The sequence below is a fragment of the Kribbella sp. NPDC000426 genome (assembly GCF_040300265.1).
GTDB lineage: Bacteria > Actinomycetota > Actinomycetes > Propionibacteriales > Kribbellaceae > Kribbella.
Map to the genome: position 1 here is coordinate 306,216 of NZ_JBEPDK010000008.1, position 25,985 is coordinate 332,200.

Below are 25,985 nucleotides of genomic sequence, written 5' to 3' on the forward strand. Positions count from 1 at the left end.
TGTCAGAACTGTCCGTGGGACCCACTAGAGTCGGGTTGTGGCTCCAGAAACTCAGACTTCGACGTTGACCAAGGACACCGCGACCCCGGACACCGGGCGACCGCGGATCCTGCTGCTGGACGGACACTCGCTGGCGTACCGGGCGTTCTACGCGCTCCCGGTGGAGAACTTCTCCACCACCACCGGGCAGCACACCAACGCGGTGTACGGGTTCACCTCGATGCTGATCAACATGCTCCGCGACGAGCAGCCGACGCATATCTGCGTGGCGTTCGACGTGTCCCGCAAAACCTTCCGCTCCGAGCAGTACTCGGAGTACAAGGCGGGTCGCTCGAAGTCCCCGGACGAGTTCAAGGGGCAGGTCTCGCTGGTCAAGGAGGTGCTGGAGGCGCTCCGGATCCCGACCACCGAGATCGACGGCTGGGAGGCCGACGACATCATCGCCACGCTCGCCACGCAGGCGTCCGAGCAGGGCTTCGAGGTGCTGATCAGCAGCGGTGACCGGGACTCGTTCCAGCTGGTCAGCGACGACGTCACCGTGCTGTACCCGAAGCGCGGCGTGTCCGAGATCGCCCGGATGGACCCGGCCGCGATCGAGGAGAAGTACGGCGTCACCCCGCGGCTGTATCCGGATCTTGCCGCGCTGGTCGGGGAGCAGAGCGACAACCTGCCGGGTGTGCCCGGTGTCGGGCCGAAGACCGCGGCCAAGTGGCTGAACCAGTTCGGCTCGCTGAACGACGTGGTCGACCGGGTCAACGAGATCAAGGGCAAGGCAGGCGAGTCGCTGCGCGAGCACCTCGCGGACGTGATCCGGAACCGCCAGATCAACGAGCTGGTCCGCGACCTGACCCTGGATGTCACGGTCGACGACCTGGCCCGGACGCCGTGGGACCGCGACAAGGTGCACACGCTGTTCGACAGCCTGGAGTTCCGGGTGCTGCGCGAGCGGCTCGTCGCCGAGCACGAGGAGGTCGACGCGACCGTCGACCACGGCTTCGAGCTCGACGGCTCGCAGCTGAAGCCGGGCGAGGTCGCTGCCTGGCTCAAGGAACACGTGATGACCGGTGAGCGCGTCGGCGTCGCCGTGCAGGGCAGCTGGGGCGGCGGCACTGGCCAGATCACCGGGCTGGCGCTGGCGAACACGTCCGGCGCGGCGGCCTGGTTCGACCCGACGATGATGACGCCGGACGACGAGGCCGCGTGGCAGGCCTGGCTCGCCGACGAGAAGCAGCCCAAGGCCCTGCACGATGTGAACGGTCCGCTACTGGGCTTCATGGAGCGTGGCTGGACGCTTGGCGGCCTGAGCTCGGACACCCAGCTGAGCGCGTATCTGGTCCGCCCGGACCAGCGTGCGTACGACTTGGCCGACCTGACCGTGCGGTATCTCAAGCGCGAGCTGCGCAACGAGGAGGCCGACAACGGCCAGCTCAGCTTCGACGACGTCGAGGGCGGCCCGGCCGCGGACCACACGATGCTGCGCGCCCGCGCGATCGCCGACCTGGCCGACACGCTCGACGCCGAGCTCGAGAAGCAGGCCGGTACGCCGCTGCTCGCGGACGTCGAGCTGCCGTTGATCCAGGTCATCGCGGCGATGGAGCGCGACGGCATCGCGGTCGACCGGCCGTATCTGGAGCAGCTCGAGGAGCGGTTCGCCACCGGCGTGCGGGAGGCCGCGACGTCGGCGTACGAGGTGATCGGCAAGGAGATCAACCTCGGGTCGCCCAAGCAGCTGCAGGTGGTGCTGTTCGACGAGCTGCAGATGCCGAAGACCAAGCGGACCAAGACCGGGTACACGACCGACGCGGACTCGCTGCAGGCACTGTTCGAGAAGACCGAGCACCCGTTCCTGGCGTATCTGCTGGCCCACCGCGACGCGACCCGGCTGCGGCAGACGGTCGAGGGCCTGCTGAAGACGATCAGCCCGCGCGACGGCCGGATCCACACCACGTTCAACCAGACCATCGCGGCGACCGGGCGACTCAGCTCCACCGACCCGAACCTGCAGAACATCCCGATCCGGACCGAGGAGGGCCGCCGGATCCGGCAGGCCTTCGTCGTCGGTGAGGGCAACGAGTCGCTGATGTCGGCCGACTACAGCCAGATCGAGATGCGGATCATGGCGCACGTGTCGAAGGACCAGGGCCTGATCGACGCGTTCAACTCCGGGATGGACTTCCACTCGGTGACCGCGTCCCGGGTGTTCTCGGTCGAGCCGTCCGCGGTGACCCAGGAGCAGCGCGCGAAGATCAAGGCAATGAACTACGGCCTCGCGTACGGCCTGTCGGCGTACGGTCTGAGTCAGCAGCTGAAGATCGGCGTCGACGAGGCCAAGGGCCTGATGGACGAGTACTTCGAGGGCTTCGGCGGCGTCCGGGACTACCTGCGGTCGATCGTGATCGACGCCGGCAAGACCGGCTACACCGAGACGATCCTGGGCCGCCGGCGCTACCTGCCGGACCTGACCAGCGACAACCGGCAGCGCCGTGAGATGGCCGAGCGGATGGCGCTCAACGCGCCGATCCAGGGCTCGGCCGCCGATGTCATCAAGATGGCGATGCTCAAGGTCGACGCCTCGCTGCGCGACTCCGGCCTGAAGTCCCGGATGCTCCTCCAGGTGCACGACGAACTGGTCTTCGAGATCGCCCCCGGCGAGCGCGAGGCCATCGAGGAACTGGTCCGCCACGACATGGGCCACGCCGTCGACATGGCCGTCCCCCTGGACGTCTCAGTCGGCATTGGCCGCACCTGGCACGAGGCCGCCCACTAAGGGGTCACATACACCGGCGCTGGATCGGGGGAGAGGGCGTTCTCGATGGACGCCCGCTCCCGGTCCGTCAGGTCGGGCAGGTCGGTCAGTGGCCACCAGCGGACGTCGAGGGACTCGTCGTCGTTGACGCGGGGCTCGCCGCGCAGGGGCCGGCAGCGGAAGCACAGGTCGAGGAACTGGACCTGGTCGCCGTTCGGGTAGCTGGCCGGCGGGAGCGACTCGAAGCTGACGAGGCGGTCGATCGCCGCCTCGACGGCCGTCTCCTCGTGGATCTCGCGGACCAAGCCGACGGCGGGCTGCTCGCCCGGCTCGAGGATGCCGGACACGAGGCTCCAACGGCCGTTGTCGGCACGCCGTACCAGCAGGACCTGCTCGTGCTCGTCCAGGACCACGCCGGTGACGCCGGTCAGCCAGAGCAGGTCGTGGCCGATCTTCGCGCGCAGGTCGAGGATGAACTTCGGAGTCGGCATGCCCAGCACCCTATAGAACCCGGCGCCACGGGTTTCTTGACGCAAGAAAGTTGGAGGGCGCCGCGCAATTGGTAAGCGCTTGCCGCGCAAGATACCGACAGTGATGGACCGATCCCGGTCAGTGTCTGTCGAGGCCTTCCGTGCAACCGCTTTCTATGTCATTCTCCGGGGCAAAGATCCGAGATCCTATCGGATATCGCTCTCGGATATTTCGTCTTTTGTTCCGACCAGCCGCCAGGAGGAACCATGCCGAACGATGACGCGCGCCCTGGAGTCAGCCGTCGATCATTGATCGCGGGGGCACTCGGCCTGACCGCGGCGACGGCCGGCGGCGGGCTGCTCAGTGGGTGTAGTGGCAAGAGCAACGCCGGTGCCGCGACCGCGGGCGCCGGCGAGGCCGCCCCGAGCGTGACCCTCGGCCCGAAGCTGACCACGGTGCAGTACCCGGAGGGGTACGTCGGGCCGGTCGCCCGCACGCTGAAACCGCTCACCACCGAGAAGGTGACGTTCAAGATCGTCGTCAAGCAGGACGTGACGATCGGCGACTGGAAGACCAACGCCTTCACTAAGTGGCTCGAGCAGAAGACCGGTGTGCACATCGAGTGGAGCCAGATCGGCGGTACCGACGACGACGTGATGACGAAGGTCAACGCGATGATCGCGGCCGGCGACATCCCGGACGCCTTCCTGGGCATCGGGTTCACCCGCTCCCAGCTCTTCCTGTACGGCGCGCAGGGCCTGTTCACCGACGTCGGCCAGCACATCGACGCCTACGCGCTGAACCTGCAGCAGGCGATGAAGGACTACCCGGAAACCCGCAAGCTGATCCAGGCGCCGGACAAGAAGATCTACTCGTTCCCGGGGATCAACGACTGCTTCCACTGCCGGGCCATCGACGGCCGCGGATGGCTGAACGTCGACTGGATCAAGCAAGTCGGCCTGGCGATGCCGAAGACCACCGACGAGTTCCGCGAGGTACTGCGGGCCTTCAAGAAGGCGGACCTGGCCGGCAACGGCCGGACCATCCCGTTCGCGGGCTACAACGAGGCCCCGATCGACCCGTTCTTCATGAACGCGTTCCTCTACGACCCGGGCGAACCGTGGCTGGTGGTCAAGGACGGCAAGGTCGACGTCGCGTTCGACAAGGACGAGTGGCGCGAGGGCCTGAAGTACGTCAACGGCCTGTACAAGGAAGGCCTGATCAGCCGGGACGTGTTCACCGCCGACGGCGACCAGTTGAAGCGCTACGGCAACGCGCCGGGCAAACCGCTGATCGGCGGCGCCCGCTCCAACTACTGGGGCAACTTCCTCGACATCGACCAGAAGGACCCGAACGCCCGCTGGCGCCAGTACGAGGCCTGCCCGCCGCTGAAGGGCCCGAACGGCGTCCAGTACGCCGCCTGGGACTACCTGACCGTCGGCGTCGAGGTGGCGCACCTGGTGATCACCAAGAAGTGCGCCAAGCCGGATCTGCTGGTGCAGTGGGCCGACGCGCAGTACGAGCTGGAGGCGATCCTGCGCGGGTACGGCGGCCCGAAGTTCGCGTGGGCGAAGAAGGGCGACCTGGGGATCAACGGCAAGCAGGCGGTGTACGGGTTCGACGCGACCTGGAACTCGCAGAAGAACCTCAACTGGGGTCAGGACAACCCGATGTACCGCTCGCAGGATTTCCGGCTGGGTGAGCGGGTGCTGCCGGGTGACCTGACCTTCGAGAAGCCGCTCTACGAGCAGACCAAGGAGCGGTTCTTCCCGCTGAAGCAGCCGCAGGAGATGCAGTTCCCGCCGGTGACGCTGGACCAGGACCAGGCCGCGCAGGAGGCGGAGATCCGGACCAACCTCAAGGGTGAGGTGAACCAGTCGTTCGCGAAGTTCCTGATCGGGCAGCTCGACCCGAACGACGACGGCGCCTGGAACGACTACAAGGACCGGGTCAGCAAGATCGGCGTGAAGCCGTATCTCGAGCTGCAGCAGGCCGCCTACGAGACCTACAACGGATGAGCGCGGGGACACTGCCGCCCGATGAGACGCGGGCGGTGGGCGCGTCGATCCAGGACACCCGCGGCGACAAGATCGCGATGGCCTGTATCTATACCGCGCTCGGCCTGTTCTGTCTGGCGATCCTCTACCCGCTGGTCTACGTCCTCAGCGCGTCGGTCAGCAACACCAGGAAGGTGTCGGCCGGCGAGGTCTGGCTGTGGCCGGTCGGCTTCACGCTGGACGCGTACCGGGCCATCTTCGACTACAAGGCGATCGTCAGCAGCTTCGGCAACTCGGTGTACTACGCGCTCGTCGGGGCGATCGTGGCGACGATCCTCACCCTGCTCGCGGCGTACCCGCTGTCGCGTAAGGGGCTGCCGGGCAAGGGCATCATCATGGGCGCGTTCGTGTTCACGATGATGTTCAACGGCGGCCTGATCCCGACGTACCTGGTGGTCGACCAGCTGGGGCTGCTGAACACGCGGTGGGCGATCATCCTGCCGACGGCGATGGCGGTCTGGAACGTGATCATCACCCGGACCTACTTCATGGTGACGATCCCGGAGGAGCTGGTCGAGGCCGGGAAGGTGGACGGCTGCAGCGACTTCAGCTTCTTCTGGCGGGTCGTGCTGCCGCTGAGCAAACCGATCATCGCCGTGAACCTGCTGTTCTACGCGGTCGGGCAGTGGAACTCGTTCTTCAACGCGCTGATCTACCTGACCAACGAGCACCTGTTCCCGCTCCAGGTGGTACTGCGGCAGATCCTGATCCAGTCGAAGGTCGACCCGTCGCAGATGCAAGACACCAGCAAGCTGCTGCAGATGCAGGAGTTGCAGCAGCAACTGAAGTACTCGCTGATCGTGATCGGCATGATCCCGCCGCTGCTGGTCTATCCGTTCGTGCAGAAGCACTTCGTCAAGGGAGCCATGGTCGGCTCCCTGAAGGGATGACGGCATGACGACCTCGACAGAAACCCGTTCCAGCGTCCGCTCCGCGACCCACAAGCGGACCCGGACAGCGAAGAACGCGGTCGGCCTCGGCCTGCGGATGCGGCGCAACTGGCAGCTGTACGCGATGCTCGCGCTACCGCTGCTCTGGCTGGCGATCTTCGCCTACTGGCCGATGTACGGCGTGATCATCGCGTTCAAGGACTACAACGTGGTGCAGGGGATCTGGGGCAGCCCGTGGGCCGGCATGAAGTACTTCGACCGGTTCGTCGAGTCGTACCAGTTCTGGCGGCTGATCAAGAACACCGTGTACCTGCACGTCTACGAGCTGGTGGCGACGTTCCCGTTGCCGATCATCCTCGCGCTCTGCCTGAACACGATCCGGAAGAAGTGGTTCAGCCGTGCGTCGCAGCTGATCACCTACGCGCCGCACTTCATCTCGACCGTCGTTGTGGTGGGTCTGCTCGTGGTGCTGACCAGCCCGAACACCGGCGTGACCAACAAGCTCCTCGGCCTGTTCGGCATCGGGCCGCAGAACCTGATGGGCGACTCCGGGATGTTCCGGCACCTCTACGTCTGGTCGGGTGCCTGGCAGACGATGGGGTTCGCGGCGATCATCTACCTGGCCGCGTTGACCAGTGTGCCGCCGGAACTGCACGAGGCGGCGATCGTGGACGGCGCCTCACGGTTGCGGCGGATGTGGCACATCGATCTGCCGGCGATCGTGCCGGTGGCGGTGATCCTGCTGATCCTGGACATCGGCCGCATCCTGTCCGTCGGGTTCGAGAAGGTCCTGCTGATGCAGAACAGCCTGAACCTCGACGTGGCCGAGGTGATCGACACCTACGTCTACAAGATCGGTCTGGCGTCGTCCGTGCCGCAGTTCAGCTATGCGACCGCGATCGGTCTCTTCAGATCGGTCATTGGCCTGGTGCTGCTGGTGCTCGCGAACACCTTCGCCCGCCGGTTCGCCAAGTCCAGTCTGTGGTGAGCTAGTCGGCGGCCTGGCGGTGCAGTCCGGTTGCCAGGACGGCCGACAGCAGGAGCGCGCAGGTGCTGGTCATCGCGACCAGCACCTTCACGCCGTTCAGGCCGGTGGCCAGGTTGGTGCCGAGTACGATGCCGGCGGCCACCGCGAGGACGACGAGCCCGATCCAGATCGCCAGCGCGGCGCGTTTCTCCTGCTGCGCGATGGCGGCGTACACGACGAGCTGCAGTACGGCGTACGCCGAGCCGGCGACGGCGAACAGCCAGGTGTACGGGCCGAGCGGCGCGTACTTCTCCTTGCCGCCGATGACCTCGACGACGATGCCGGGCAGGATCAGTGTGCCGGCGACCGCGCAGACGCCCAGGCCCGCGACGGCCATGATCGCGCGGCGCAGCCGGACGGTGTCGCCGGGGGAGTTGGCCAGCGACGGGAACACGAGCACGATGACGAACTGCGGCAGGAACAGGCAGGCCTTGGCGATGATCAGACCGGCCGCGTAGTACCCGCTGTCCTTCTCGTCGAGCAGGGCGCGGGCGAAGAGCACGTCGGCGTTGGCCAGCGCGAAGAACGCGAGCAGCGTGTGCGTGCCGTGCACGGACTCCCGCAGTACGTCCTTGACCTGCTGACCGGACGATCCGCTCGATCCGCGCAGGAAGAACTGACCCAGCGCGGCCGGTACGGCGGCACCGAGCGCGAGGCCGGCCATGGCCCAGTCGAGCGACGGGTGGATGAGCAGTGCGCCGCCGCCGAGCACGAGCCGGCCGACCCCGGTGGAGAAGTAGACAGCGGCCAGCTCGGTCCAGCGTTTGCTGCCCTGCAGTACGCCGAGCTGCGACCCCATCAGTGTGAGGCCGCCCAGCGTCGGAGCGAGCAGCACGATCGCGACGATCGAGTCGATGTGGAGGAGCCACATGAACAGCGGCGTCAGGACCAGGCAGAGCGCGGTGAGCCCCAGAGCAGACCGGCGGCCTGCGCGCAGCATCGCGTCGGCCAGCGCGGCTGCGCCGCCCCCGGTGTGTGTGGCGAGCTGGCGAGCGCCTGCCGCCTGCAGCCCGAGTGAGGCGACATTGCCGATCAGCAGCAGCCCCAGGAGCGCGGTGATCGCTCCGAACTGCTCCGGCATCAGCAGGCGAGAGGCGATCAGCGTGAACCCGTAGGCGGCCACGTTCATGATCGCCATCGCGACGGCGACCACCGTGGCGCTGCGCAGGAACGCACTGCGCGGCGCGTGCGGTTGGGTGGTGCCCGACGTCATACTTGCGCTGCCTCAGATCGGTGGGGTGATATTGCCGACCTCACGGTACGGCAACGATGCCGTCCGGAAGCCGCCGGATCCGTTAATGTCCCGCCGGTGGGGAGGCTGAAAGCAGGTAGTTCGGAGCAGGTGGTCTGGCGGGCGCGGCTCGTGCTGGGCTGCCTGGCCCTGGTGGCGCTGTGCTTCCAGCAGGCTCCGGGCAAGATTCTCCCGGACAGCAGGATCGAGCTGACCGCGGCGCCTGGCCGGTTCTTGTCGCGGGCTCTGCACTTGTGGGACCCGCACACTGCCTTCGGCCAGGTGCAGAGCGACGCCTTCGGCTACCTGCTGCCGATAGGGCCGTTCCACTGGTTGCTGGACGCGCTGTCGGTTCCGGACTGGATCACCCAGCGCCTGTGGTGGTCGCTGGTCCTCTGCGTCGCCTTCCTCGGTATCTGGAAGCTCTGCAACGTCTTGGAGTACGGCGTCCCGTGGACACGCTTCGCGGTCGCACTGCTCTACGCGCTAGTGCCACGGGTGTTCGGCGAGTTCCCCATCGAGGTGTGGCCGATGGCCATGGCTCCGTGGATCATGCTGCCGCTCGTGTCGCCCCGCGTTCGCTCTGGCTGGTGGCGCGCCAGTTGGTCGGCGCTGGCGTTCGCGCTGATCGGCGGCGCGAATCCGGTCGCAGGCGCAGCGGTCCTCGTCGTACCGGCAATCTGGCTCGTGAGTCACTCGAAGCTGAAGCTCGCGCTCGGTTGGCTCGGGTTTGTCGTGGCTGCGTCGGTCTGGTGGTTGGTCCCGCTTGCGCTGCTACTCCAGTACGGCGCTGCTCCGCCGGGCCCGCGCTGGTTGCCGGTGATCGGCGCGGTCGTCGGACTGCCGCTCGCACTCGCTGCAGCTCACTACCTGCGCCGCCTGGCCAATCTGTCCGTCTCCCGTGGCGTCAACCGTCGCGTCGTACCTGCTGTGGTCGCATGTCTGGCTGTCGCTGCAGCCGCGCCCGTCGTCCTGCTACGACCGGACGGGGCATCGGCGGCGATCTCAGGGCACTGGAATGCGGCCGCAGCGTGGCTGGACGAGCAGTCCGCCCCTGGCAGCGTCCTGCTCCTGTCCAGCACGACCGAGCCGCTCGCAGCGTTGGTCAAGCGACCCATGGCCGCACTCACGGACGACGTGAAGCGCCGCGTCGACTCCGGTGTCGGCGACCAGACGCTGCGGCAGGAGCTCAACCACGACGGCGTCCGGTACGTCGTGGTGCGCAACGATCTGGAGGAAACGCTCGCGATCCACGAGAGCCTGGCCGACGCCGGCATCGGACGAGTCGCGTACTTCGGACCCGGCGGCCAGACCCGGATCGCATACCCGAGTGTCGAGATCTACGACGTCGGAGCGACCACCCCGGGGCGGCTGATCCCGCGGTCCCGGCTCGTGGCGGTCGACGGCACGGCTGACGACGTACCGACTGTGGTGACTGCGCTCGGTGGGAGTGGCGGCGCAGTACTGCGGTCAGACGCCGCGGGGAAGATCGACGGGCTGCCGCTGATCGAGACCGATGGCAGCAAGCCGGTCGATGAGCAGCCGAGCGCGGTGGCGTTGCGGACTGAGCAGATCGGGCGCTCGGGCTGTCTGCACGTCGGGGCGCGGGCGTTGTGCAACCAGGAGCTCGCTACGGCTGCTGCAGAGAACGGTCTGCGCCGGACCGTGCAGCTGCCGCAGGCTGCGTCGTACGAGCTGCGGGGTACGGCGTTGCCGAAGGACGGTGCTGCGCTCGAGCGGTTGTTGCCGGTGGCCGGGGCGATCACAGCCACCGCCTCCTCGCGGGCGGTCACGGCGCCGGAGGGCAGGCCGGGAGCGGCTGTCGACCGTGATCCCGGGACGAGTTGGCAGGCGGATCCGGATGACCCGAAGCCGAGCCTCACGCTCAAGCTGCCGGCGGCGAAGGACGTGCAGGGGCTGCGCTTCCAGTCCGACGCCTACCTGGACGGCTCACAGCCGGCCGAGGTCCTGCTGCACTTCGACGGCGGCGCACCGCTCCGGGCCGCAGCCGACGCCGAGGGATACGTCCGGTTCGCGACGCGGCACGTGCAGACGATCAAGATCGACTTCACGGCGACGAAGCCGCTGCAGGATGCCCATCGGAGTCCGGTCGGGGTCACAGAGGTCGCCGTGCTCGGCGCGGACGAGCTGCGCAAGGCAGTCGATCCGGACCGCCGAGCCCCGACGTACTGCGGGAACGGCCCGGCGGTGCGTGTTGACGGCGTACCGGCTCGGACACAGGTGACCTTGACCATGCGCGACCTGCTGCAGCGGCGGCCTGTGCCCTTCAGCCTGTGCGGCGCGTCGTCGGTGGCGCTGCAGTCTGGGCGTCACCGTGTGGAGGTGCTCGCCGGTGGGGGGCTCGTGCCGATCGAGACCACGCTGGTCAAAGCTGGATTCGGCGACGTGTCGGTGACGCCGGTAGAGGGGGTGGACGTGTGGCGTCCGAACCCGGCGGAGCTGACCGTCGAGGTGCCGGACGCGGACGACCAGTCCGTGCTGGCGGTAGCGCAGAACTACAACGAGGGCTGGGAGGCGTACGACAGCACCGGCCAGAAGCTGACGCCGATCCGGATCGGCGGCTGGCAGCAGGGATGGGTCCTGCCGGCTGGGCCTGAGCAGGTCGTCACGGCCAGCTTCATGCCGGCTCGGAGCTATCGCGCCGGGCTGCTGCTCGGACTGGTCACGCTGCTGGTGGTTCTGGTCGTTGCCGTGTTCTTCCCGAAGCGCAGGACCGGCCGCTCGATCAGGCGGTAACTCACGGCGGCCAGCACGACCGCGCCAACCAGCGTCACCAGCAGCTGTACTGCGAACGGCCCGCGCATCACGCCCAGTACGACGAACCCGTACACCACCACGCCGTACGAGAGTCGCGCACCGATCTGCGCCGGGCGACCACCCAGTACGCGCACCGTCTGAGCTGAGGGCGTCAGGATCGGGAAGAGCACGCATGCGACCACAGCCGTGTAGAGCAGGCTCTTGAGCAGCGCCTGCGCCGGTGTGGAACCGGACTGGTCGTACGGCCCGGCGAGCGGGGTCGCAGAGACCAGGAGGAGCGCTGCGGCGATTCCCCACAGTGTTCCGGGGACTCTGGTCAGCGCGTCGAGTGCAGACGGCCCGAGGCGACCTGTGGCGCGGGAAACCTGCCACAGCGCCAGACCCATGCCGACCGCGAACCAGCCGAGGTACCCGGGCAGCCAGAGACTCGCATCCGGGTGGTCGGTGGCCGTGACGGCTGCCATCCACACCGGGCTGAGCACGGTCAGTGCGACCAGGACGAGGAGCCGCCAGCGGACACTGCGCCGCGTTGGTCGCTCGTAGCCGGTCAGCAGCCTGCCCAGACCGGGCAGGAGCAGGTAGAAGGGGAGCGGCGTCAGCACCGCCCATTTGAGATAGGTGGTCGCCGGGTGGGGGACGAAGGCGATCGACAGCACGACGGTGAGCAGCAACGCCGGGAGGATCCGCAGCGCACGGCCACGCAGATAGGGCAGCGTGAGCGGCGGCTCGGTGGCTGAGAACCAGGCGACGACGTGCGGCCGGTAGAGCAGGAAGCCGGAGATCGCGCAGAAGATCGCCCAGCCGACGTCCAGCCGGGAGACGACACCCGCGAGCGGCGCATGTGTGTGCAGGCCGACCTGTGCGGTCACCACTGCGAGCGCGGCGATTGCCCGCAGCCCGTCCACTGCCGGGAATCGGGTCATGCAGTCAGCGCCTTGTGAGCGGTCCAGATAGCGGTTCCGGGGACGTACGGGCCCCGCTCCGGGCCCCAACCGCCCCAGACCAGCTCATGTCCGGCCGGCCACTCCGGTTCGAGGAGGTCGTCGACGACGAAGCCAGCACCGGTCAGCTCGCGGATCCAGTCGCCGGTGGTGCGGTGGTGCTCGGCGTACACCGGCGTACCGGAGTCGTCGACCTCGACGTACGGCGTCCGGTCGAAGTACGAGTGGGTGATACGCAGTCCGGCCGGCGAGGGGTCGTCGGGCATGGCCCAGCGGAACGGGTGGGTCACCGAGAACACGAGCAGACCGCCTGGCTTCAGGACGCGCTCCAGTTCGCGGAACGCCGTGCCGACCTCCGCGATGAACGGCAGGGCGCCGAAGGCTGAGCAGGCGATGTCGAACGTGCTGTCGGCGTACGGCAGCGCGACCGCGTCCGCGGCGACCGTGCGGACCGACGTACCGGTCTGGGCGTCGAGGTCCTTGGCGATGCGGAGCTGCTCGAGGGAGATGTCGAAGGCAACGACATCGGCGCCCTGGCCGACCAGCCACCGCGAGCACTGGGCGGCGCCGCAGCCGACCTCGAGGATCCGCTTGCCTCGGACCGGTCCCAGCAGCTGCGCTGCCTCCTCGTCGACACCCTCCGGGGACCAGATGAACCGGTCCGAGCCGAGGAAGTCGCCGTGCTCCTTCAGGTACTCGTCAGCTGCGGAGTCCCAGTAGGTACGACTGGCCCGCGAGGTCTCCACCTCGGTCAGTTCCACCCGTACCGGCCTGTTCACCTCGCACACTCTAGTGTCGAAACCATGAGCGACTTCGCCGCTAGCGCCGTTCCGTTGCAAGGCGGTTACCAGGGCCAGACCTACGCGGTCAGCGCGGGCGGGGAGGACGCCGTACTGAAGCTCTATCTGAAGGACCCCGGGCGGGCGGCTGTGGACGCTGCACTGCTCCAGCTGGTGCGCGGGCTGCTCCCTGTGCCGCGAGTGCTCGACGTGAAGCGCGAGGGTGCGCCGGACGACCCGCCGTACCTGCTGACCGAACGGCTGCCGGGCGTGAACTTGGAGGTCTATCTGGCGACGGCCGGGGAGTCCGAGCGGCGGCGGGTCGGGGAGCAGTTGGGGGAGCTGCTGGTGCGGTTGAGCGGGATGCCATTCCGCTCGTTCGGGCTGTTCCGCGACGGGGACCTCGGGATCGAGCCGCTGCGCGGAGACCTGGAGCAGTACGTCGACAGCCTGGACCTCGGGATGACGCCGGCGCAGCGGGAGGGCCTGGAGAGCGTGTTCACGTACGCCGAGAACCTGCTGGCCGAGGGCGTCGAGCGGTTCTGCCTCGTGCACAGCGACTTCAACCCCAAGAACCTGCTGATCGACCCGGAGACGGTCCGCATCACCGGGCTGATCGACTGGGAGTTCGCCCACAGCGGGTCGCCGTACGCCGATCTGGGCAACCTGCTCCGCTTCAGCACCGACCAGGTGCTGGCGGGAGCCGTTCTCGGCGTACTGCGAGGGAGCGGGCTGCTGCGGGCCACCGGGCTGGGGGAGCGGCTGGTCGATCTGGGCCGGGCGGCCGATCTGTGGGCGCTGCTGGACCTCGCCACGCGGGCAGGCGCCCACGAGGTCGCCACCGCGGCGCACCGGCTGGTCTTCCGAATGGCGGACACGGGAGACCTCTCCGCAGGCCGTCCCGACCTGGACGTCGTACTCTGAAGTCAATGGCACGTCGAGAGTCCTCGGCGGGCGCTCGGTAGGCACCGGGTGCCCCAGGTTGTGCTGCCTTCGTGAAGACCGGTATTCTGTCAGATGCGCTATGGGCCCGCGCGACCTCGGACCGAGCAGGCTCGTGACTCGCAGCAGTCGGTGGTGAATCTGTCGTCTTCAGGCAATCCCGCGGTTTGGTGCGATCCAAAGGTTCATGACGCAACCGCACGACACCACCAGTCCACGGAGCAACCCACCACATGACGGCCAGCATCGAGGCTCCCCTCGACCCCGCAGTGCGCAACACCCCGCAGGTAGCGGTCAATGACATCGGGTCGGAGGAAGACTTCCTCGCGGCGATCGATCAGACCATCAAGTACTTCAACGACGGCGACATCGTCGAGGGCACCATCGTCAAGGTCGACCGGGACGAGGTCCTGCTCGACATCGGTTACAAGACCGAAGGCGTGATCCCCTCCCGCGAGCTGTCGATCAAGCACGACGTCGACCCGAACGAGGTCGTCAACGTCGGCGATCACGTCGAGGCCCTGGTTCTCCAGAAGGAGGACAAGGAAGGCCGTCTGATCCTCTCGAAGAAGCGCGCCCAGTACGAGAAGGCCTGGGGCACGATCGAGAAGATCAAGGAAGAGGACGGCGTCGTCACCGGCACCGTCATCGAGGTCGTCAAGGGTGGTCTCATCCTGGACATCGGCCTGCGTGGCTTCCTGCCGGCCTCGCTCGTCGAGATGCGCCGGGTCCGCGACCTCCAGCCGTACGTCGGCCAGGAGATCGAGGCCAAGATCATCGAGCTGGACAAGAACCGCAACAACGTGGTCCTGTCCCGCCGGGCGTGGCTGGAGCAGACGCAGTCCGAGGTGCGGATGAACTTCCTCACCCAGCTGCAGAAGGGCCAGATCCGCAAGGGTGTCGTCTCCTCGATCGTCAACTTCGGTGCGTTCGTGGACCTCGGCGGCGTCGACGGTCTGGTGCACGTCTCGGAGCTGTCCTGGAAGCACATCGACCACCCGACCGAGGTCGTCGAGGTCGGCCAGGAGGTCACGGTCGAGGTGCTGGACGTCGACATGGACCGCGAGCGTGTCTCGCTGTCGCTGAAGGCGACCCAGGAAGACCCGTGGCAGCAGTTCGCCCGGACCCACCAGATGGGCCAGATCGTGCCCGGCAAGGTCACCAAGCTGGTTCCGTTCGGTGCGTTCGTCCGCGTGGAGGAGGGCATCGAGGGTCTGGTGCACATCTCCGAGCTGGCCGAGCGTCACGTCGAGATCCCGGAGCAGGTCGTCCAGGTCAACGACGACACGATGGTCAAGATCATCGACATCGATCTCGAGCGTCGCCGGATCTCGCTGTCGCTGAAGCAGGCCAACGAGGGGCTGGACCCGGTCTCGGACGACTTCGACCCGACGCTGTACGGCATGACGGCGACGTACGACGACCAGGGCAACTACATCTACCCGGAGGGCTTCGACCCGGAGACGGGCGAGTGGCTCGAGGGCTTCGACGCGCAGCGCGAGGAGTGGGAGCGGCAGTACGCCGAGGCCCACACGCGCTGGGAGGCCCACAAGAAGCAGATCGAGGACGCCAAGACGGCGGACGTCGAAGCCGGCGAGGCCTCGACGTACTCCTCGGCCGCTGCCCCGAAGGACGACGCTCCCGTCGAGGGCGCGCTCGCTTCCGACGAGGCCCTGCAGGCCCTCCGCGAGAAGCTCACCGGCCAGGGCTGACCCCCTGCCCGGAGAGTTCCTCCGGTCGCACTAAAGAGAACCCCCGCACCATCAGGTGCGGGGGTTCTCGCATTCCCAAACACCAACAAAACTGCGGGAAACAACAGAGGAAAGACCAAGAAAGAAGCGAGATTTAGAGTGGTGGCTGGCTTCGGTGGCGTACCGGAGGTTGCCTGCGCGGAGTCGGCGCGGCCCGGAGTTCCTTCTGGAGAGCGGCCAGGAACCGCCGGCCCGGCCCGACGGCTGGAGCTCGTGCCGTGGGTGTGGTCCGGACGTGAGTCACTCATCAACCGCACGCAGGCCCGTGGCCGCAGGCGCGTGACACGTGGCGTTGGTGCCAGTGGCGTGGGTAGCTGAGTGGTGGCGGTCCGCCTCCGCGCCGCGGGCAGTCGTGGTTGGGGAGGATCTTGTGCCCGAATCGGTGCAGGATCCTCCCCAAGTCCGGTCAGCCAGGGCGGTAGTTCCGCGCCGCGGTCGGCTGACCGTCACCCAGACCTTCTGAACAGCCCTCACACAGGGACGAGATTTGGAGTGGTGGCTGCCTTCGGCGCACGCCCGTCGGCCTGCGTGGTCCACAACCTCGCCGAGTCGTGGCGAATGGTTCCGACCCCGAATGTCGAGTCGTGGATCCCGGCAGATTTTCTGAACCACTTTCCACGACTCGGCGGACGAGCAGGGTTGACGGCGCCGACAGCTGCTTTCCGGAGAGAAGTTTGCGCTCACTGGGAGCGGTGTTCCGGAAGGCTGGGCCCGGGGCGGTCGGCTCGGGCCTACGTCAGCGCGAGTACGACGTGCCGGTGCCGGCCTCGCCTTGATCGAAGCGGGTCTGACCGGACTAGGGCGTGGAGGTGAACCTCCGGCTGGCCGCCGGAGGTGGCCATGACTCTAAGTTCCTCTTTCTCCGTCCTTCTTTAGATCTTCTTTTCTTGTTCTTTTGATTTCAGTCGTAGGGGCGGCGGATTCGGGGTTTGCCTAGGTCGGTGCCCCATTGGCCTCGGCCTTCGCCTTTGAGGCGCATTTTTAGTTCCATGACGTGGGCGCGGGCGCCGCTGGCGGAGAAGAAGCCGATGCGGTAGGGCTCGTTCGGCGCGCCGGCTTCCCAGGCGGGGACTTGCTGTTCGCCGTACCGGACGAGGCGGACGGGTGGGTCCTCGCCGGCCTGGATGCGGGCCGCGTCCTGCGCGCAGGCGGGCACCTTCCGCGTCGGGCCGCTGCGGGGCGTCCACACCACGTCGCGCGCGGCCGGACCGTGCTGTGGGTTGAAGAAGCACGGCGTACGGCGTTCCGGCAGCGGATCGCCCGCGACCCGCGCGCGGACGCACGCCAGCGCGTACCGTCCACCGGTCAGCGTGTCGACGATCGCGCTGATCGCCTCGAACGAGCTAAGCCGGTCCACCAGCCGTTCGGCGGTCTCGTACGCGTCGAGGGCGGTCTGGTAGTCGTGCCGGGTCTCCGCGTCGAGCGCACTGCCCTCCAGCAGCTCACCGAGCCGAGCCAGCTCCTCCCCGAACTGGACGACGTCCTCCTCGGCCATCCGGCGGACGTGCTTCAGTTCCTGCGCATCCTGTCTCCGCCGCCACCACCCCATAAGCCATGCTAGGCCCGCCGATAGGGTGCTGGGGTGCTGAGAGTGGGACTGACTGGCGGGATCGGCGCCGGGAAGAGTGCGGTGTCGTCGCGGCTGGCTGAGCGGGGCGCGGTGGTGATCGACTCCGACGTACTGGCTCGCGAGGTGGTCGCGCGCGGGACCGACGGGCTGGACGAGGTGGTCGCGGCGTTCGGTTCCGGCGTACTGACCGCCGACGGGGACCTGGATCGGCCGGCGCTGGGCAAGATCGTGTTCGGCGACGAGACCGCCCGGCGCAAGCTCGAGGCGATCGTCCATCCACGGGTCCGTGCGCGCGCCGCCGAGATCGAGCACCGGGCGCCGGACGACGCGATCGTGGTGCACGACATCCCGCTCCTGGTCGAGACCGGGCAGGCCGGCAAGTTCGACGTCGTGCTCGTGGTCGACGTACCGGTCGAGGTGCAGGTCGAGCGGCTGACAGCGCAGCGCGGAATGTCTGACGCGGAAGCGAAACAGCGGATCGCCAGCCAGGCGTCCCGGGAGGACCGGCTCGCGGCCGCGGACGTCGTGGTGGGCAACTCCGGCAGTCTGGCCGACCTGGACCGCCGCCTCGACGAGGTATGGGAAGAACTCACAGGGCACGGTCCGGACACGAAAAGGTGACCCCTGCGCGGTAAATGATGAATCCGGGACCGGCTGTACGAGAATCTGTCCCGGTCCGGCCCGGGGTGACTCCTGCAGGCCGGCCACCGACGGCGCGCCCCGCGCCGGAACGGACGTCCGAAGTAGGGAGGATGGCGTGGTGTGTCCGCGCTGCAGCTCTGACGTCCCCGAGGTCTCGCATTTCTGCCACCACTGTGGCAACGACATGCGTACCGGGGATGCCGAGCGCAAGAAGGCGTACGCCGCCAAGCCGGATGAGCCGGTGGCGTCGTTCAAACTGGTCTCGACGATCATGCCCCAGGGGTCCGGCCAGCAGCCGTACACCTACAAGGTCGCGCTGGGCATCGCCCTGCTGCTGACCGTGGTGACGGCGGCGCTCGGCGCGCTGCCGGTGGCGATCATGATCGCGGCCTTCGCCATCCCGATCGTCTACATCATCTACTTGTACGACGTGAACCTCTGGGAGGACGAGCCGATCCCGGTGGTCGCCGCGGCCTTCGTGCTGACCGGCGTACTCGCGGCCGTTTTCACCTGGCTGTGGAAGGACAAGCTGGCGCTCTCGCTGGACACCATCGGCGGCAACAGCGCCGGTCCGTCCGGGCGGGACCTGCTGATCCTGCTCCTGCTGGTGCCGGTGGTTTCGGAGCTGATCCGGCAGATCGGTCCGCTCTACCTGGCCTCCCGGCCGCGGTACGACGACCTCATGGACGGCTTCACCTTCGGCGTGGTGGCCGGTGTCGGCTACGCCTGCTTCGAGACGCTGGTGCTGCACTGGGGCTGGATCAGCGGCGGCTTCGCCGGTCCGGGTAGCAGTGCCGGCACGTGGATCTCGATCGTGGTGCTGCACGGCTTCATCAAGCCGCTGGTGTACGGCTCCGCGACCGGTCTGGCCGGTGCGGAGTTCTCGGGCCTCGGCGAGGGGTACGACGGGTTCACGCCGCGCTGGGTGGCCGGTCTGCTCCAGGCGATGGCGGTGAACGCGCTCTTCCAGGGCGGTGTGTACCTGCTCGGCTTCGTCGGCGGGCACGGCTCGACGATCGGCTCGATCCTCGGTGTGGTCTGGGGCCTGGTGCTGCTCGGCGCGCTGATCATCCGGGTGCGGACCGTGCTCCACAAGGGTCTACTGGAGGCTGCACTCGAGTCGGCCGCGCGGGGTGGCTCCAACCACGCGTCGGGCGACCTGGCGTTCTGCTCGCGCTGTGAGATGCCGCTGCTCCCGCACTCCGACTTCTGCTCCGCCTGCGGCAACTCGGTGCGATCCGTGCCGAAGTCCGCCCGCGGGGTATCCGCACCGACCGCCGCGACGACTGGGGAGACGCAGGCATGAGCAACCAGCAGCCGCCGTACGGCGGTGGCCAGGGCGGACAGCAGCCGTACGGAGGCCAGCCGGGTCCGCCAGGTCAGCAGGGCCAGCCGGGCCAGCAGCCTGGGTATGGCCAGCAGCCCGGGTACGGGCAGCCGCAGCAGGGGCAGCCTGGCTACGGCCAACCGCCGCAGGGCCAGCCCGGTTATGGGCGCCCACAGCAGGCCCCGCCCGGCTATGGCCAGCCAGGTCCGCCGCCGTACCCCCAGCAGGGCCAGCCTCAGCACGCGCAGCCCCAGCAGGGTCAGCCGCAGCAGGGTCAGCAGACCTTCCCGGGTCAGCAGCAGTACCAGCAACAGCAGCAGTACCCCGGTCAGCAGCAGTACCAGCAGGGGTACCCGGGACAGCAGCAGCAGTACGGTGGCCAGCAGCAGTGGGGTCAGTACAACCAGCAGCCGCGGCGCAAAGGCGGTGGCAGCAAGACCCTGCTGATCGCCGGCGGTGCTTTCGCCGTGGTCGCGATCATCGGCGTCGTACTGGCGCTCGTCTTCAACGGCGACGACAAGAAGGCCGACCCGAGCCCGACGCCCACGACGAAGCCGACCACCGGCCAGAGCACGGAGCCGACCGGCGTCGACGAGGGCATCGAGGTATCCCAAGGCGTTTACGTGAAGCCGCAGCCGGGCTACATCCGCAAGAGCCTGGACGGGTTCGACGGCGTGTACCTGCTGAAGCAGGGTGAGGCGTACTTCATGGTCGACGCCTGGAAGGCCGCGGCCGACGAGAACACCGACACCGTGCTGCCGAAGCTGCTGAACGCCGAGACCAAAGACCTGTCCTCGGTGAAGACCGGCCAGCCGAAGGTGACCAAGCCGGGGCCGGACGACAAGACTCCGGTCAAGGTTGTCACCACGCAGAACTTCAGCGCGATCTCCAGCAGCCAGAACGGCAGCCTCCCGGTGGTCGGCTTCGTCGGCGTGATCGAGCGCAACGACGGCGTGATCACGATCGTGCGGGTCTACGGGCGCAAGGACAAGGTAGCGACGATCCAGACGGACTCGGACGCGATGCTGCTGTCGGTGGTCAAGAGTCAGTGAGCGGAAAACGCGACAAGGGTTCCAGCAGCAACCCCTGGGTGCCGCAGCCCGGGCCGGAGGCTGACGACGCCGCGCCGGAGGAGCAGCTTCCGCCGTCGCCGTGGAACCTCGAGGTGCCGCCACCGCCGTCGCCCTGGGGCGACGGCGGTGCACCCGGTCCTGGGCCCGGGCCGGCGACGGAGACGTCGTCGGCCTGGGGTGAGAACGTCGGGCCGCCGTCGCTGCGGCGCCCGCCGCCGGAGAAGAAGCGCGGGTTCCCGCCGCTGCTGATCCCGATCGGCGCCGGCCTGATCGTGGTCGCGCTGGTGGCCGTCGCGCTGGTCCTGCTGTCGGGCGGCGGTGACGACGACAAGGCCGATCCGACGCCGAGTACGCCGGTCGGTACGCCGACCGCGCCGAAGTCGTCGTACCAGCCGCCGCCGAACGCGATCCCGGTCGGGTTCGGCGTCTCGATCGTCCCGGCGCCGGGGTGGACGCTGTTCACCAAGGAGACGCGGGGCAAGCAGGTCGCGACGTACCCGCCGAACGACACCGTCCACGCGCGGGCGTTCCTGTGGGTGCGGCAGAAGCAGAACGTCACCGCGCAGGCGTACCTGCTGGGGATCGTCGAGGGCGAGACCGAGGAAGAGGTCGCGCAGCTCGGCAACGTACGGAACCTGCCGTGCCCGAAGGACGTCTTGGTGGAGTGCGTCGCGATCGACTACACCTCCACAGCCAAGGAGAACAACGTCGACGTGAAGGTCCAGGGCTCGGTCGAGGTGTACCGGCGCAAGGACAACGTGGTCACCGCACTCGACTTCCGGACCCGCGTCGACTTCGCCCAGAAGGCCGAGGCGGACGCCGCGATCATGAAGAAGTCCGTGATCGACAGCCTGTGACGAACCACCGGAACTACCGCGAGGAAACACTATGAGTCAGCAGTACGGTCCGCCCCCGGGTCCGCCGCCCGCACCTGCTCCCGCGCCGGGTGGCTGGGGTACTGCGCCGCAGGGTGGCCCGGGTACGGCGCCTGGTGGCTGGGGACCGGCTGGGGCCGGCGGTGCTGGTGGCGCTGGTGGTCCGGGTGCTGGTGGTTGGGGACCGGGGCCGCAGCGGCCGCATCAGCCGCCGAAGTCGAACAAGACGGCCTGGATCATCATGGCCGGTGCGATCGTGGCGGTGCTGCTCGTCGCGACCGGTGTGGTGCTGCTCGTGAACGGCAGCGGCAAGGACAAGCCGGCCAGTCAGCAGACGCCGGACCCGGTCGGCACGCTGTACACACCGTCCCCGACTCCGACGCCGAACGACTCCAAGGGCCCGAACGACGCCGGTGTCGAGGTCGGCTGGGGTATCTGGTTCACCCCGTCCAAGGGCTGGCTGAAGTCCCCGGACAAGACGTACGCCGGGCAGAACTGGATCCTGCAGCAGTTCAACGCCCGCGGCCTGATCGACGGGTACTACTGGGTCCGCCAGACCGAGCTGTATGACGCCAAGACCTTCGCCGAGCACCTCGTCGACATCGAGTCGGCCAGCTACCAGGGGGTGAAGATCGGCAAGACCGTGGCCTGCCGGGCCGCGAACCCGAACATCACGTCCTGCTACGCGGTGCAGTACAACGGCACCTACGTGACCAAGACCGGCGCGAAGATCGCGATGCGGGGCTTCGTGACCGCCTACCAGGACAAGTTCAAGCGGGTCACGGCCACCGACGCGGCCCTCGAGGCCCGCGTCTACGGCCGCCGGGTGAACGAGCTCATCTACATGAACAACAGCGTCGTCAAGAGCTTCTGACCTGCGGTTCCAAGAAACTGTCGGGGCCGGGCCGCCCTCTCCGAACCACCCGCCGAGCGGAGCGAGGCGGGTGTGTTTTGTGGTTCTGACCTGGGGTTTTTAGAAACTGTCGGCGGGGGGCCGTACGGTGGAGGGCATGAGACAGGTCTCGGATCTTCAGCGTATGGTCGCCCCGCTGAAGGTGGTGTCGGATTTCGATCCGGCGGGTGACCAGCCCACTGCGATCGCGGACCTGGAGCGGCGGATCAACGCCGGCGAGCAGGACGTCGTACTGCTGGGCGCCACCGGTACCGGTAAGACCGCGACGATCGCCTGGCTGGCCGAGAAGGTCCAGCGCCCGATGCTGATCCTCCAGCCGAACAAGACGCTCGCCGCCCAGTTCGCGAACGAGTTGCGCCAGTTCTTCCCCGCCAACGCCGTCGAGTACTTCGTGTCGTACTACGACTACTACCAGCCCGAGGCGTACGTACCGCAGACGGACACCTACATCGAGAAGGACTCCTCGATCAACGAGGAGGTCGAGCGGCTGCGCCACTCCGCGACGTGGTCGCTGCTGACCCGCCGCGACGTGGTCGTGGTCGCGACCGTGTCCTGCATCTACGGCCTGGGTTCCGCCGACGAGTACCTGAACCGCATGATCCACGTGAAGGTCGGCGCCGAGATGGACCGCGACGGCCTGCTCCGCAAGCTCGTCGGCGTGCAGTATGCGCGTAACGACCTGGCCGGCACCCGCGGCACGTTCCGGGTCCGCGGCGACACGCTCGAGGTGTTCCCGGTCTACCAGGAGCTCGCCGTCCGGGTGGAGTTCTTCGGCGACGAGATCGAGCGCGTGATGACGCTGCACCCGCTGACCGGCGAGGTGATCAGCGAGGAGGACGAGGTCTACATCGGCGCCGCCACGCACTACGTGACCGCGCCGGAGCGGATGGAGCGCGCGATCACCTCGATCGAGGCCGAGCTGGAGGAGCGGCTGGCCGAGCTCGAGCGCAACGGGCAGCTGCTCGAGGCCCAGCGGCTGCGGATGCGGACGACGTACGACATCGAGATGATGCGCCAGATCGGCACCTGCTCGGGGATCGAGAACTACTCGCGCCACACCGACGGCCGCGAGCCGGGGTCGGCGCCGCACTGCCTGCTGGACTACTTCCCCGAGGACTTCCTGCTGGTGATCGACGAGTCGCACGTGACCGTCCCGCAGATCGGCGGGATGTATGAGGGCGACATGTCCCGCAAGCGGACCCTGGTCGAGCACGGCTTCCGGCTGCCGTCCGCGATGGACAACCGGCCGCTGCGCTGGGAGGAGTTCCTCGAGCGGATCGGTCAGACCGTCTACCTGTCCGCGACCCCGGGGCAGTACGAGCAGGACAAATCCGACGGGTTCGTCGAGCAGATCATCCGGCCGACCGGTCTGGTCGACCCCGAGGTGATCGTGAAGCCGACCAAGGGCCAGATCGACGACCTGATCCACGAGATCCGGCTCCGCGTCGAGCGGAACGAGCGCGTCCTGGTCACCACGCTGACCAAGAAGATGTCCGAGGACCTCACCGACTACCTGCTCGAGATGGGCATCCGGACGAGGTATCTGCACAGCGAGGTCGACACGCTCCGCCGGGTCGAGCTGCTCCGCGAGCTGCGGATGGGGGAGTACGACGTACTCGTCGGCATCAACCTGCTGCGTGAGGGCCTCGACCTGCCGGAGGTGTCGCTGGTCGCGATCCTCGACGCGGACAAGGAAGGCTTCCTCCGGTCCGGCCGCTCGCTGATCCAGACCATCGGCCGTGCGGCGCGTAACGTGTCCGGCCAGGTGTTCATGTACGCCGACAAGATCACCCCGTCGATGGAGCAGGCGATCGACGAGACCAACCGCCGGCGTGCGAAGCAGAACGCGTACAACGAGGCGAACGGCGTCGACCCGCAGCCGCTGCGGAAGAAGATCGCCGACATCACCGACATGCTGGCCCGCGAGGACGCCGACACCGCCGAACTGCTCGGCTCCGGCCGTACGCAGTCCCGCGGCAAGGCGCCGGTCCCGGGCGGCGGCAAGGCGAAGGCCGGCGAGAAGGCGAAGGAGCTGGCCGGCGGCCTCCCGTCGTCCGACCTGGCCGACCTGATCCAGCAACTCACCGACCAGATGCACAACGCCGCCGCCGAGCTCCAGTTCGAGGTCGCGGCCCGCTACCGCGACGAGATCTCCGAACTGAAGAAGGAGCTCCGCCAGATGACCAACGCCGGCGCCAAATAGCCCCAAACCGTCGTACGCCGGGCCTCTCAGCTCCGGCGTACGACGGTGCGGCGCGGCGTCTCGTCCACGGTCAAGCTGAAGATGTCCGGCCGCGCATAGTGCCCGACCGAGTCGAAGTCGAAGTACCCGCGATCCAGCTCGTCCAGGTCGAGCTCCGCGACCAGGACACCTTCCTCGGCGCGGAGCGGACCGGCGAGGATCTCGCCCAGCGGCGAGATGATCGTGCTGCCGCCGTTGATGAGCACGGTGTCGCCGTCGGTCAGGTACTGGTTGGCGCTGACGACGAAGCAGCGGCCCTCGAGGGCGATGTGCCGCATGGTCGCCTGCCATTGGTCGCGGTCGTCGACCGTGGGGGCGCACCAGATCTGCACGCCCTTCGCGTACATGGACTGCCGGAAGAGCGGCATGTAGTTCTCCCAGCAGATCGCCGCGCCGAGGACACCGAGGTCTGTCTCGACGGCAGGCATCGTCGAGCCGTCTCCCTGCCCCCACAGGTACCGCTCCGCTGCGGTCGGCATCAGCTTGCGGTGATGCGCCACCAATCCGTCACGCGGATCGACGAACACCGCCGTGCAGTAGAGCGTCCCGCCGTCGCGCTCGATCACACCAACCACCAGGTGCACCTCGAGCTCCGCCGCCAGCTCGGCGAGCCGGGTGGTCTCGGGTCCGTCGAGTCGTACGGCGGCCTCGCGGTACCGCCGGAACAGGTCACGTCCCTCCGGCGAACGCGACCCCACGGTGATCCCGAAGTCGAACCCCTTCGGATATCCGCCGAGGAAGGCTTCTGGCAAGACGATCAACCGGGCACCGGCCGCGGCCGCCTCCCGGATGTACTGCTCGGCCTTGACGAGCGTCGCGGGTGTGTCGAAAAGCGTCGACCCCGCCTGGACCGCGGCGACCACAACAGAAGTCATGTCGAGCAGCGTACGGCGGCGGTACTGTGCGGGTCTGGGAGATCAGCGGGTGAGCAGGGGAGGACGCGTGCTCGATCATGTGTCGGTGCAGTGTGACGATCTCGGGGCTGCGCGAGAGTTCTACGAGACTGTGCTGGCGCCGCTCGGGATCACGGTGAGTATGGACTTCGGGGACGTGCTCGGGATGTCCGGCCCTGACGGCGTACCGAAGTTCTGGCTCGGGAAGCAGACCACGGGCGGGGCGCAGCGGGAGATTCATCTCGCGTTCACAGCGGCGAACCGGGCGGTCGTCGACAGCGTGCATCGGGCCGTCCAGAAGCTGGGCGCCGAGGTGCTGCACGAGCCGAAGGAATGGCCGGAGTACCACCCCGGGTACTACGCGGTGTTCATGCGCGACCCCGACGGCAACAACGTCGAGGTCGTCTCTCACAGCTGACGGAGGCCTGCGGTGACGCGGATGAGCGGGGACGAGTTCGTCGACACCTACCCGGACGACGTCAGCAAGATGGCGTACATCGGCCGCTCCGGCTGGAACACGGTGCGGCTCGGGGGAGCGGTGCCCGACGACGAGATCCGCGAGCTGATCGACACGTCGTACGAGACGATCGTCGCGAAGCTGCCGCGGAGCAAGCGCCCGGGCTGATCACGCACTGCAACTATTCCTCGAACTGACTGTGATCATTTCGACAGGCAGACACGGCGTTCGGGATTTGGCGACTGGGACGTTCACCCGTCACAATGATGGTGGAGAAGGGGAGTATTCCTTCGCGGCGGCATCGTCATCACGGTCAAGGGCTTTTGCCCCGCGCCCGGTGCCCCCGGCTGGGCTCACTGGCTGAGCGCAGCGGAAGAGAC

The 25,985-nt window shown here is 67.9% G+C and carries 21 protein-coding genes; 15 read left to right on the top strand and 6 right to left on the bottom strand.

Annotated features, from left to right (window positions below; translation table 11 throughout):
- Positions 1-64 precede the first annotated feature (64 nt).
- Entirely contained in the window at positions 65-2,767 is a 2,703-nt protein-coding gene (polA, locus tag ABT313_RS36005; protein WP_350863228.1) for a DNA polymerase I, read from the top strand.
- Here the strand turns inward: polA and ABT313_RS36010 are convergent.
- Entirely contained in the window at positions 2,764-3,237 is a 474-nt protein-coding gene (locus tag ABT313_RS36010) for an NUDIX hydrolase (protein ID WP_350863231.1), read from the bottom strand. The two genes, polA and ABT313_RS36010, sit on opposite strands and share 4 nt — an antisense overlap.
- 246 nt (positions 3,238-3,483) lie before the next feature.
- Here ABT313_RS36010 and ABT313_RS36015 point away from each other — a divergent pair, with 246 nt between their 5' ends.
- Genes ABT313_RS36015 through ABT313_RS36025 form a run of 3 tightly spaced genes read left to right on the top strand, consistent with a single transcriptional unit; the run spans position 3,484 to position 7,152 of the window.
- The gene (locus tag ABT313_RS36015; RefSeq protein ID WP_350863234.1) at positions 3,484-5,235 is read left to right on the top strand and encodes an extracellular solute-binding protein; all 1,752 of its coding nucleotides are present in this window, start codon (positions 3,484-3,486) and stop codon (positions 5,233-5,235) included.
- On the top strand, positions 5,232-6,164 hold the full coding sequence (locus ABT313_RS36020; RefSeq protein WP_350863237.1) for a carbohydrate ABC transporter permease: 933 nt from the start codon (positions 5,232-5,234) through the stop codon (positions 6,162-6,164). The genes ABT313_RS36015 and ABT313_RS36020 overlap by 4 nt, the downstream gene beginning before the upstream one ends.
- A 4-nt stretch (positions 6,165-6,168) precedes the next feature.
- Positions 6,169-7,152 carry an ABC transporter permease gene (locus ABT313_RS36025; RefSeq protein WP_350863240.1) on the top strand — a complete coding sequence of 328 codons (984 nt, stop codon included), beginning with the start codon at positions 6,169-6,171 and terminating at the stop codon, positions 7,150-7,152.
- Between the two features lies 1 nt (position 7,153).
- Here the strand turns inward: ABT313_RS36025 and ABT313_RS36030 are convergent, their stop codons facing one another.
- The gene (locus ABT313_RS36030) at positions 7,154-8,404 is read right to left on the bottom strand and encodes an MATE family efflux transporter (RefSeq protein ID WP_350863243.1); all 1,251 of its coding nucleotides are present in this window, start codon (positions 8,402-8,404) and stop codon (positions 7,154-7,156) included.
- Positions 8,405-8,500: 96 nt separating this feature from the next.
- Between ABT313_RS36030 and ABT313_RS36035 the strand changes: the two genes are divergently transcribed.
- On the top strand, positions 8,501-11,179 hold the full coding sequence (locus ABT313_RS36035; protein ID WP_350863245.1) for an alpha-(1->3)-arabinofuranosyltransferase domain-containing protein: 2,679 nt from the start codon (positions 8,501-8,503) through the stop codon (positions 11,177-11,179).
- Here ABT313_RS36035 and ABT313_RS36040 read toward each other — a convergent pair.
- Both ABT313_RS36040 and ABT313_RS36045 read right to left on the bottom strand, forming a co-directional pair.
- Positions 11,077-12,123, bottom strand: coding sequence for an acyltransferase family protein (locus tag ABT313_RS36040; protein WP_350863248.1), 1,047 nt, complete (start codon positions 12,121-12,123; stop codon positions 11,077-11,079). The two genes, ABT313_RS36035 and ABT313_RS36040, sit on opposite strands and share 103 nt — an antisense overlap.
- Positions 12,120-12,920, bottom strand: a complete 801-nt coding sequence (locus tag ABT313_RS36045; protein WP_350863250.1) for a class I SAM-dependent methyltransferase — start codon at positions 12,918-12,920, stop codon at positions 12,120-12,122. The genes ABT313_RS36040 and ABT313_RS36045 overlap by 4 nt, the downstream gene beginning before the upstream one ends.
- Positions 12,921-12,944: 24 nt before the next feature.
- Between ABT313_RS36045 and ABT313_RS36050 the strand changes: the two genes are divergently transcribed.
- Together ABT313_RS36050 and rpsA are read left to right on the top strand one after the other, a co-directional pair.
- The gene (locus tag ABT313_RS36050; protein ID WP_350863255.1) at positions 12,945-13,844 is read left to right on the top strand and encodes a phosphotransferase family protein; all 900 of its coding nucleotides are present in this window, start codon (positions 12,945-12,947) and stop codon (positions 13,842-13,844) included.
- A 251-nt stretch (positions 13,845-14,095) separates the two neighbouring features.
- Positions 14,096-15,574, top strand: a complete 1,479-nt coding sequence (rpsA, locus tag ABT313_RS36055; protein ID WP_350863258.1) for a 30S ribosomal protein S1 — start codon at positions 14,096-14,098, stop codon at positions 15,572-15,574.
- Positions 15,575-16,514: 940 nt separating this feature from the next.
- On the opposite strand, the gene ABT313_RS36060 is transcribed toward rpsA, so the two are convergent.
- Positions 16,515-17,108: a hypothetical protein gene (locus tag ABT313_RS36060; RefSeq protein WP_350863261.1), complete on the bottom strand. Its 594-nt coding sequence runs from the start codon at positions 17,106-17,108 to the stop codon at positions 16,515-16,517.
- 87 nt (positions 17,109-17,195) lie between these two features.
- Between ABT313_RS36060 and coaE the strand changes: the two genes are divergently transcribed.
- The 6 genes from coaE (at position 17,196) to uvrB (ending at position 24,216) form a co-directional block, all read left to right on the top strand.
- Complete coding sequence (gene coaE / locus ABT313_RS36065) at positions 17,196-17,804, top strand: dephospho-CoA kinase (RefSeq protein WP_350863264.1); 609 nt, start codon at positions 17,196-17,198, stop codon at positions 17,802-17,804.
- Between the two features lie 205 nt (positions 17,805-18,009).
- The gene (locus ABT313_RS36070; RefSeq protein ID WP_350863267.1) at positions 18,010-19,131 is read left to right on the top strand and encodes a PrsW family glutamic-type intramembrane protease; all 1,122 of its coding nucleotides are present in this window, start codon (positions 18,010-18,012) and stop codon (positions 19,129-19,131) included.
- The gene (locus ABT313_RS36075) at positions 19,128-20,204 is read left to right on the top strand and encodes a hypothetical protein (RefSeq protein ID WP_350863270.1); all 1,077 of its coding nucleotides are present in this window, start codon (positions 19,128-19,130) and stop codon (positions 20,202-20,204) included. Before ABT313_RS36070 ends, ABT313_RS36075 begins: the two co-directional genes overlap by 4 nt.
- A complete protein-coding gene (locus ABT313_RS36080; protein WP_350863273.1) occupies positions 20,201-21,082 on the top strand; it encodes a hypothetical protein in 882 nt (293 codons plus the stop codon). The genes ABT313_RS36075 and ABT313_RS36080 overlap by 4 nt, the downstream gene beginning before the upstream one ends.
- A 31-nt stretch (positions 21,083-21,113) precedes the next feature.
- Positions 21,114-21,974 (top strand): flagellar basal body-associated FliL family protein, encoded by an 861-nt coding sequence (locus ABT313_RS36085; protein WP_350863276.1) that lies wholly within the window; start codon positions 21,114-21,116, stop codon positions 21,972-21,974.
- A 136-nt stretch (positions 21,975-22,110) separates the two neighbouring features.
- Entirely contained in the window at positions 22,111-24,216 is a 2,106-nt protein-coding gene (gene uvrB, locus ABT313_RS36090; protein ID WP_350863279.1) for an excinuclease ABC subunit UvrB, read from the top strand.
- Positions 24,217-24,242: 26 nt separating this feature from the next.
- Here uvrB and ABT313_RS36095 read toward each other — a convergent pair whose 3' ends face one another.
- The gene (locus tag ABT313_RS36095; RefSeq protein ID WP_350863282.1) at positions 24,243-25,130 is read right to left on the bottom strand and encodes a carbon-nitrogen hydrolase family protein; all 888 of its coding nucleotides are present in this window, start codon (positions 25,128-25,130) and stop codon (positions 24,243-24,245) included.
- Positions 25,131-25,197: 67 nt separating this feature from the next.
- Between ABT313_RS36095 and ABT313_RS36100 the strand changes: the two genes are divergently transcribed.
- A complete protein-coding gene (locus ABT313_RS36100; RefSeq protein ID WP_350863285.1) occupies positions 25,198-25,566 on the top strand; it encodes a VOC family protein in 369 nt (122 codons plus the stop codon).
- 21 nt (positions 25,567-25,587) lie between these two features.
- Positions 25,588-25,773, top strand: a complete 186-nt coding sequence (locus ABT313_RS36105) for an MmcQ/YjbR family DNA-binding protein (RefSeq protein ID WP_350863288.1) — start codon at positions 25,588-25,590, stop codon at positions 25,771-25,773.
- The last annotated feature ends 212 nt before the right edge of the window (positions 25,774-25,985 follow it).

What these genes read in the sequence shown, in the direction of transcription:
- ABT313_RS36070 (WP_350863267.1), top strand. Translation starts at nt 18,010, where the DNA reads ATGCGTACCGGGGATGCCGAGCGCAAGAAGGCGTACGCCGCCAAGCCG.
- rpsA (WP_350863258.1), top strand. Translation starts at nt 14,096, where the DNA reads ATGACGGCCAGCATCGAGGCTCCCCTCGACCCCGCAGTGCGCAACACC.
- ABT313_RS36095 (WP_350863282.1), bottom strand. Translation starts at nt 25,130, where the DNA reads ATGACTTCTGTTGTGGTCGCCGCGGTCCAGGCGGGGTCGACGCTTTTC.
- ABT313_RS36050 (WP_350863255.1), top strand. Translation starts at nt 12,945, where the DNA reads ATGAGCGACTTCGCCGCTAGCGCCGTTCCGTTGCAAGGCGGTTACCAG.
- ABT313_RS36015 (WP_350863234.1), top strand. Translation starts at nt 3,484, where the DNA reads ATGCCGAACGATGACGCGCGCCCTGGAGTCAGCCGTCGATCATTGATC.
- ABT313_RS36040 (WP_350863248.1), bottom strand. Translation starts at nt 12,123, where the DNA reads ATGACCCGATTCCCGGCAGTGGACGGGCTGCGGGCAATCGCCGCGCTC.
- ABT313_RS36020 (WP_350863237.1), top strand. Translation starts at nt 5,232, where the DNA reads ATGAGCGCGGGGACACTGCCGCCCGATGAGACGCGGGCGGTGGGCGCG.
- ABT313_RS36060 (WP_350863261.1), bottom strand. Translation starts at nt 17,108, where the DNA reads ATGGCCGAGGAGGACGTCGTCCAGTTCGGGGAGGAGCTGGCTCGGCTC.
- uvrB (WP_350863279.1), top strand. Translation starts at nt 22,111, where the DNA reads ATGAGACAGGTCTCGGATCTTCAGCGTATGGTCGCCCCGCTGAAGGTG.
- ABT313_RS36075 (WP_350863270.1), top strand. Translation starts at nt 19,128, where the DNA reads ATGAGCAACCAGCAGCCGCCGTACGGCGGTGGCCAGGGCGGACAGCAG.
- ABT313_RS36085 (WP_350863276.1), top strand. Translation starts at nt 21,114, where the DNA reads ATGAGTCAGCAGTACGGTCCGCCCCCGGGTCCGCCGCCCGCACCTGCT.
- ABT313_RS36010 (WP_350863231.1), bottom strand. Translation starts at nt 3,237, where the DNA reads ATGCCGACTCCGAAGTTCATCCTCGACCTGCGCGCGAAGATCGGCCAC.
- ABT313_RS36030 (WP_350863243.1), bottom strand. Translation starts at nt 8,404, where the DNA reads ATGACGTCGGGCACCACCCAACCGCACGCGCCGCGCAGTGCGTTCCTG.
- ABT313_RS36025 (WP_350863240.1), top strand. Translation starts at nt 6,169, where the DNA reads ATGACGACCTCGACAGAAACCCGTTCCAGCGTCCGCTCCGCGACCCAC.
- ABT313_RS36105 (WP_350863288.1), top strand. Translation starts at nt 25,588, where the DNA reads ATGAGCGGGGACGAGTTCGTCGACACCTACCCGGACGACGTCAGCAAG.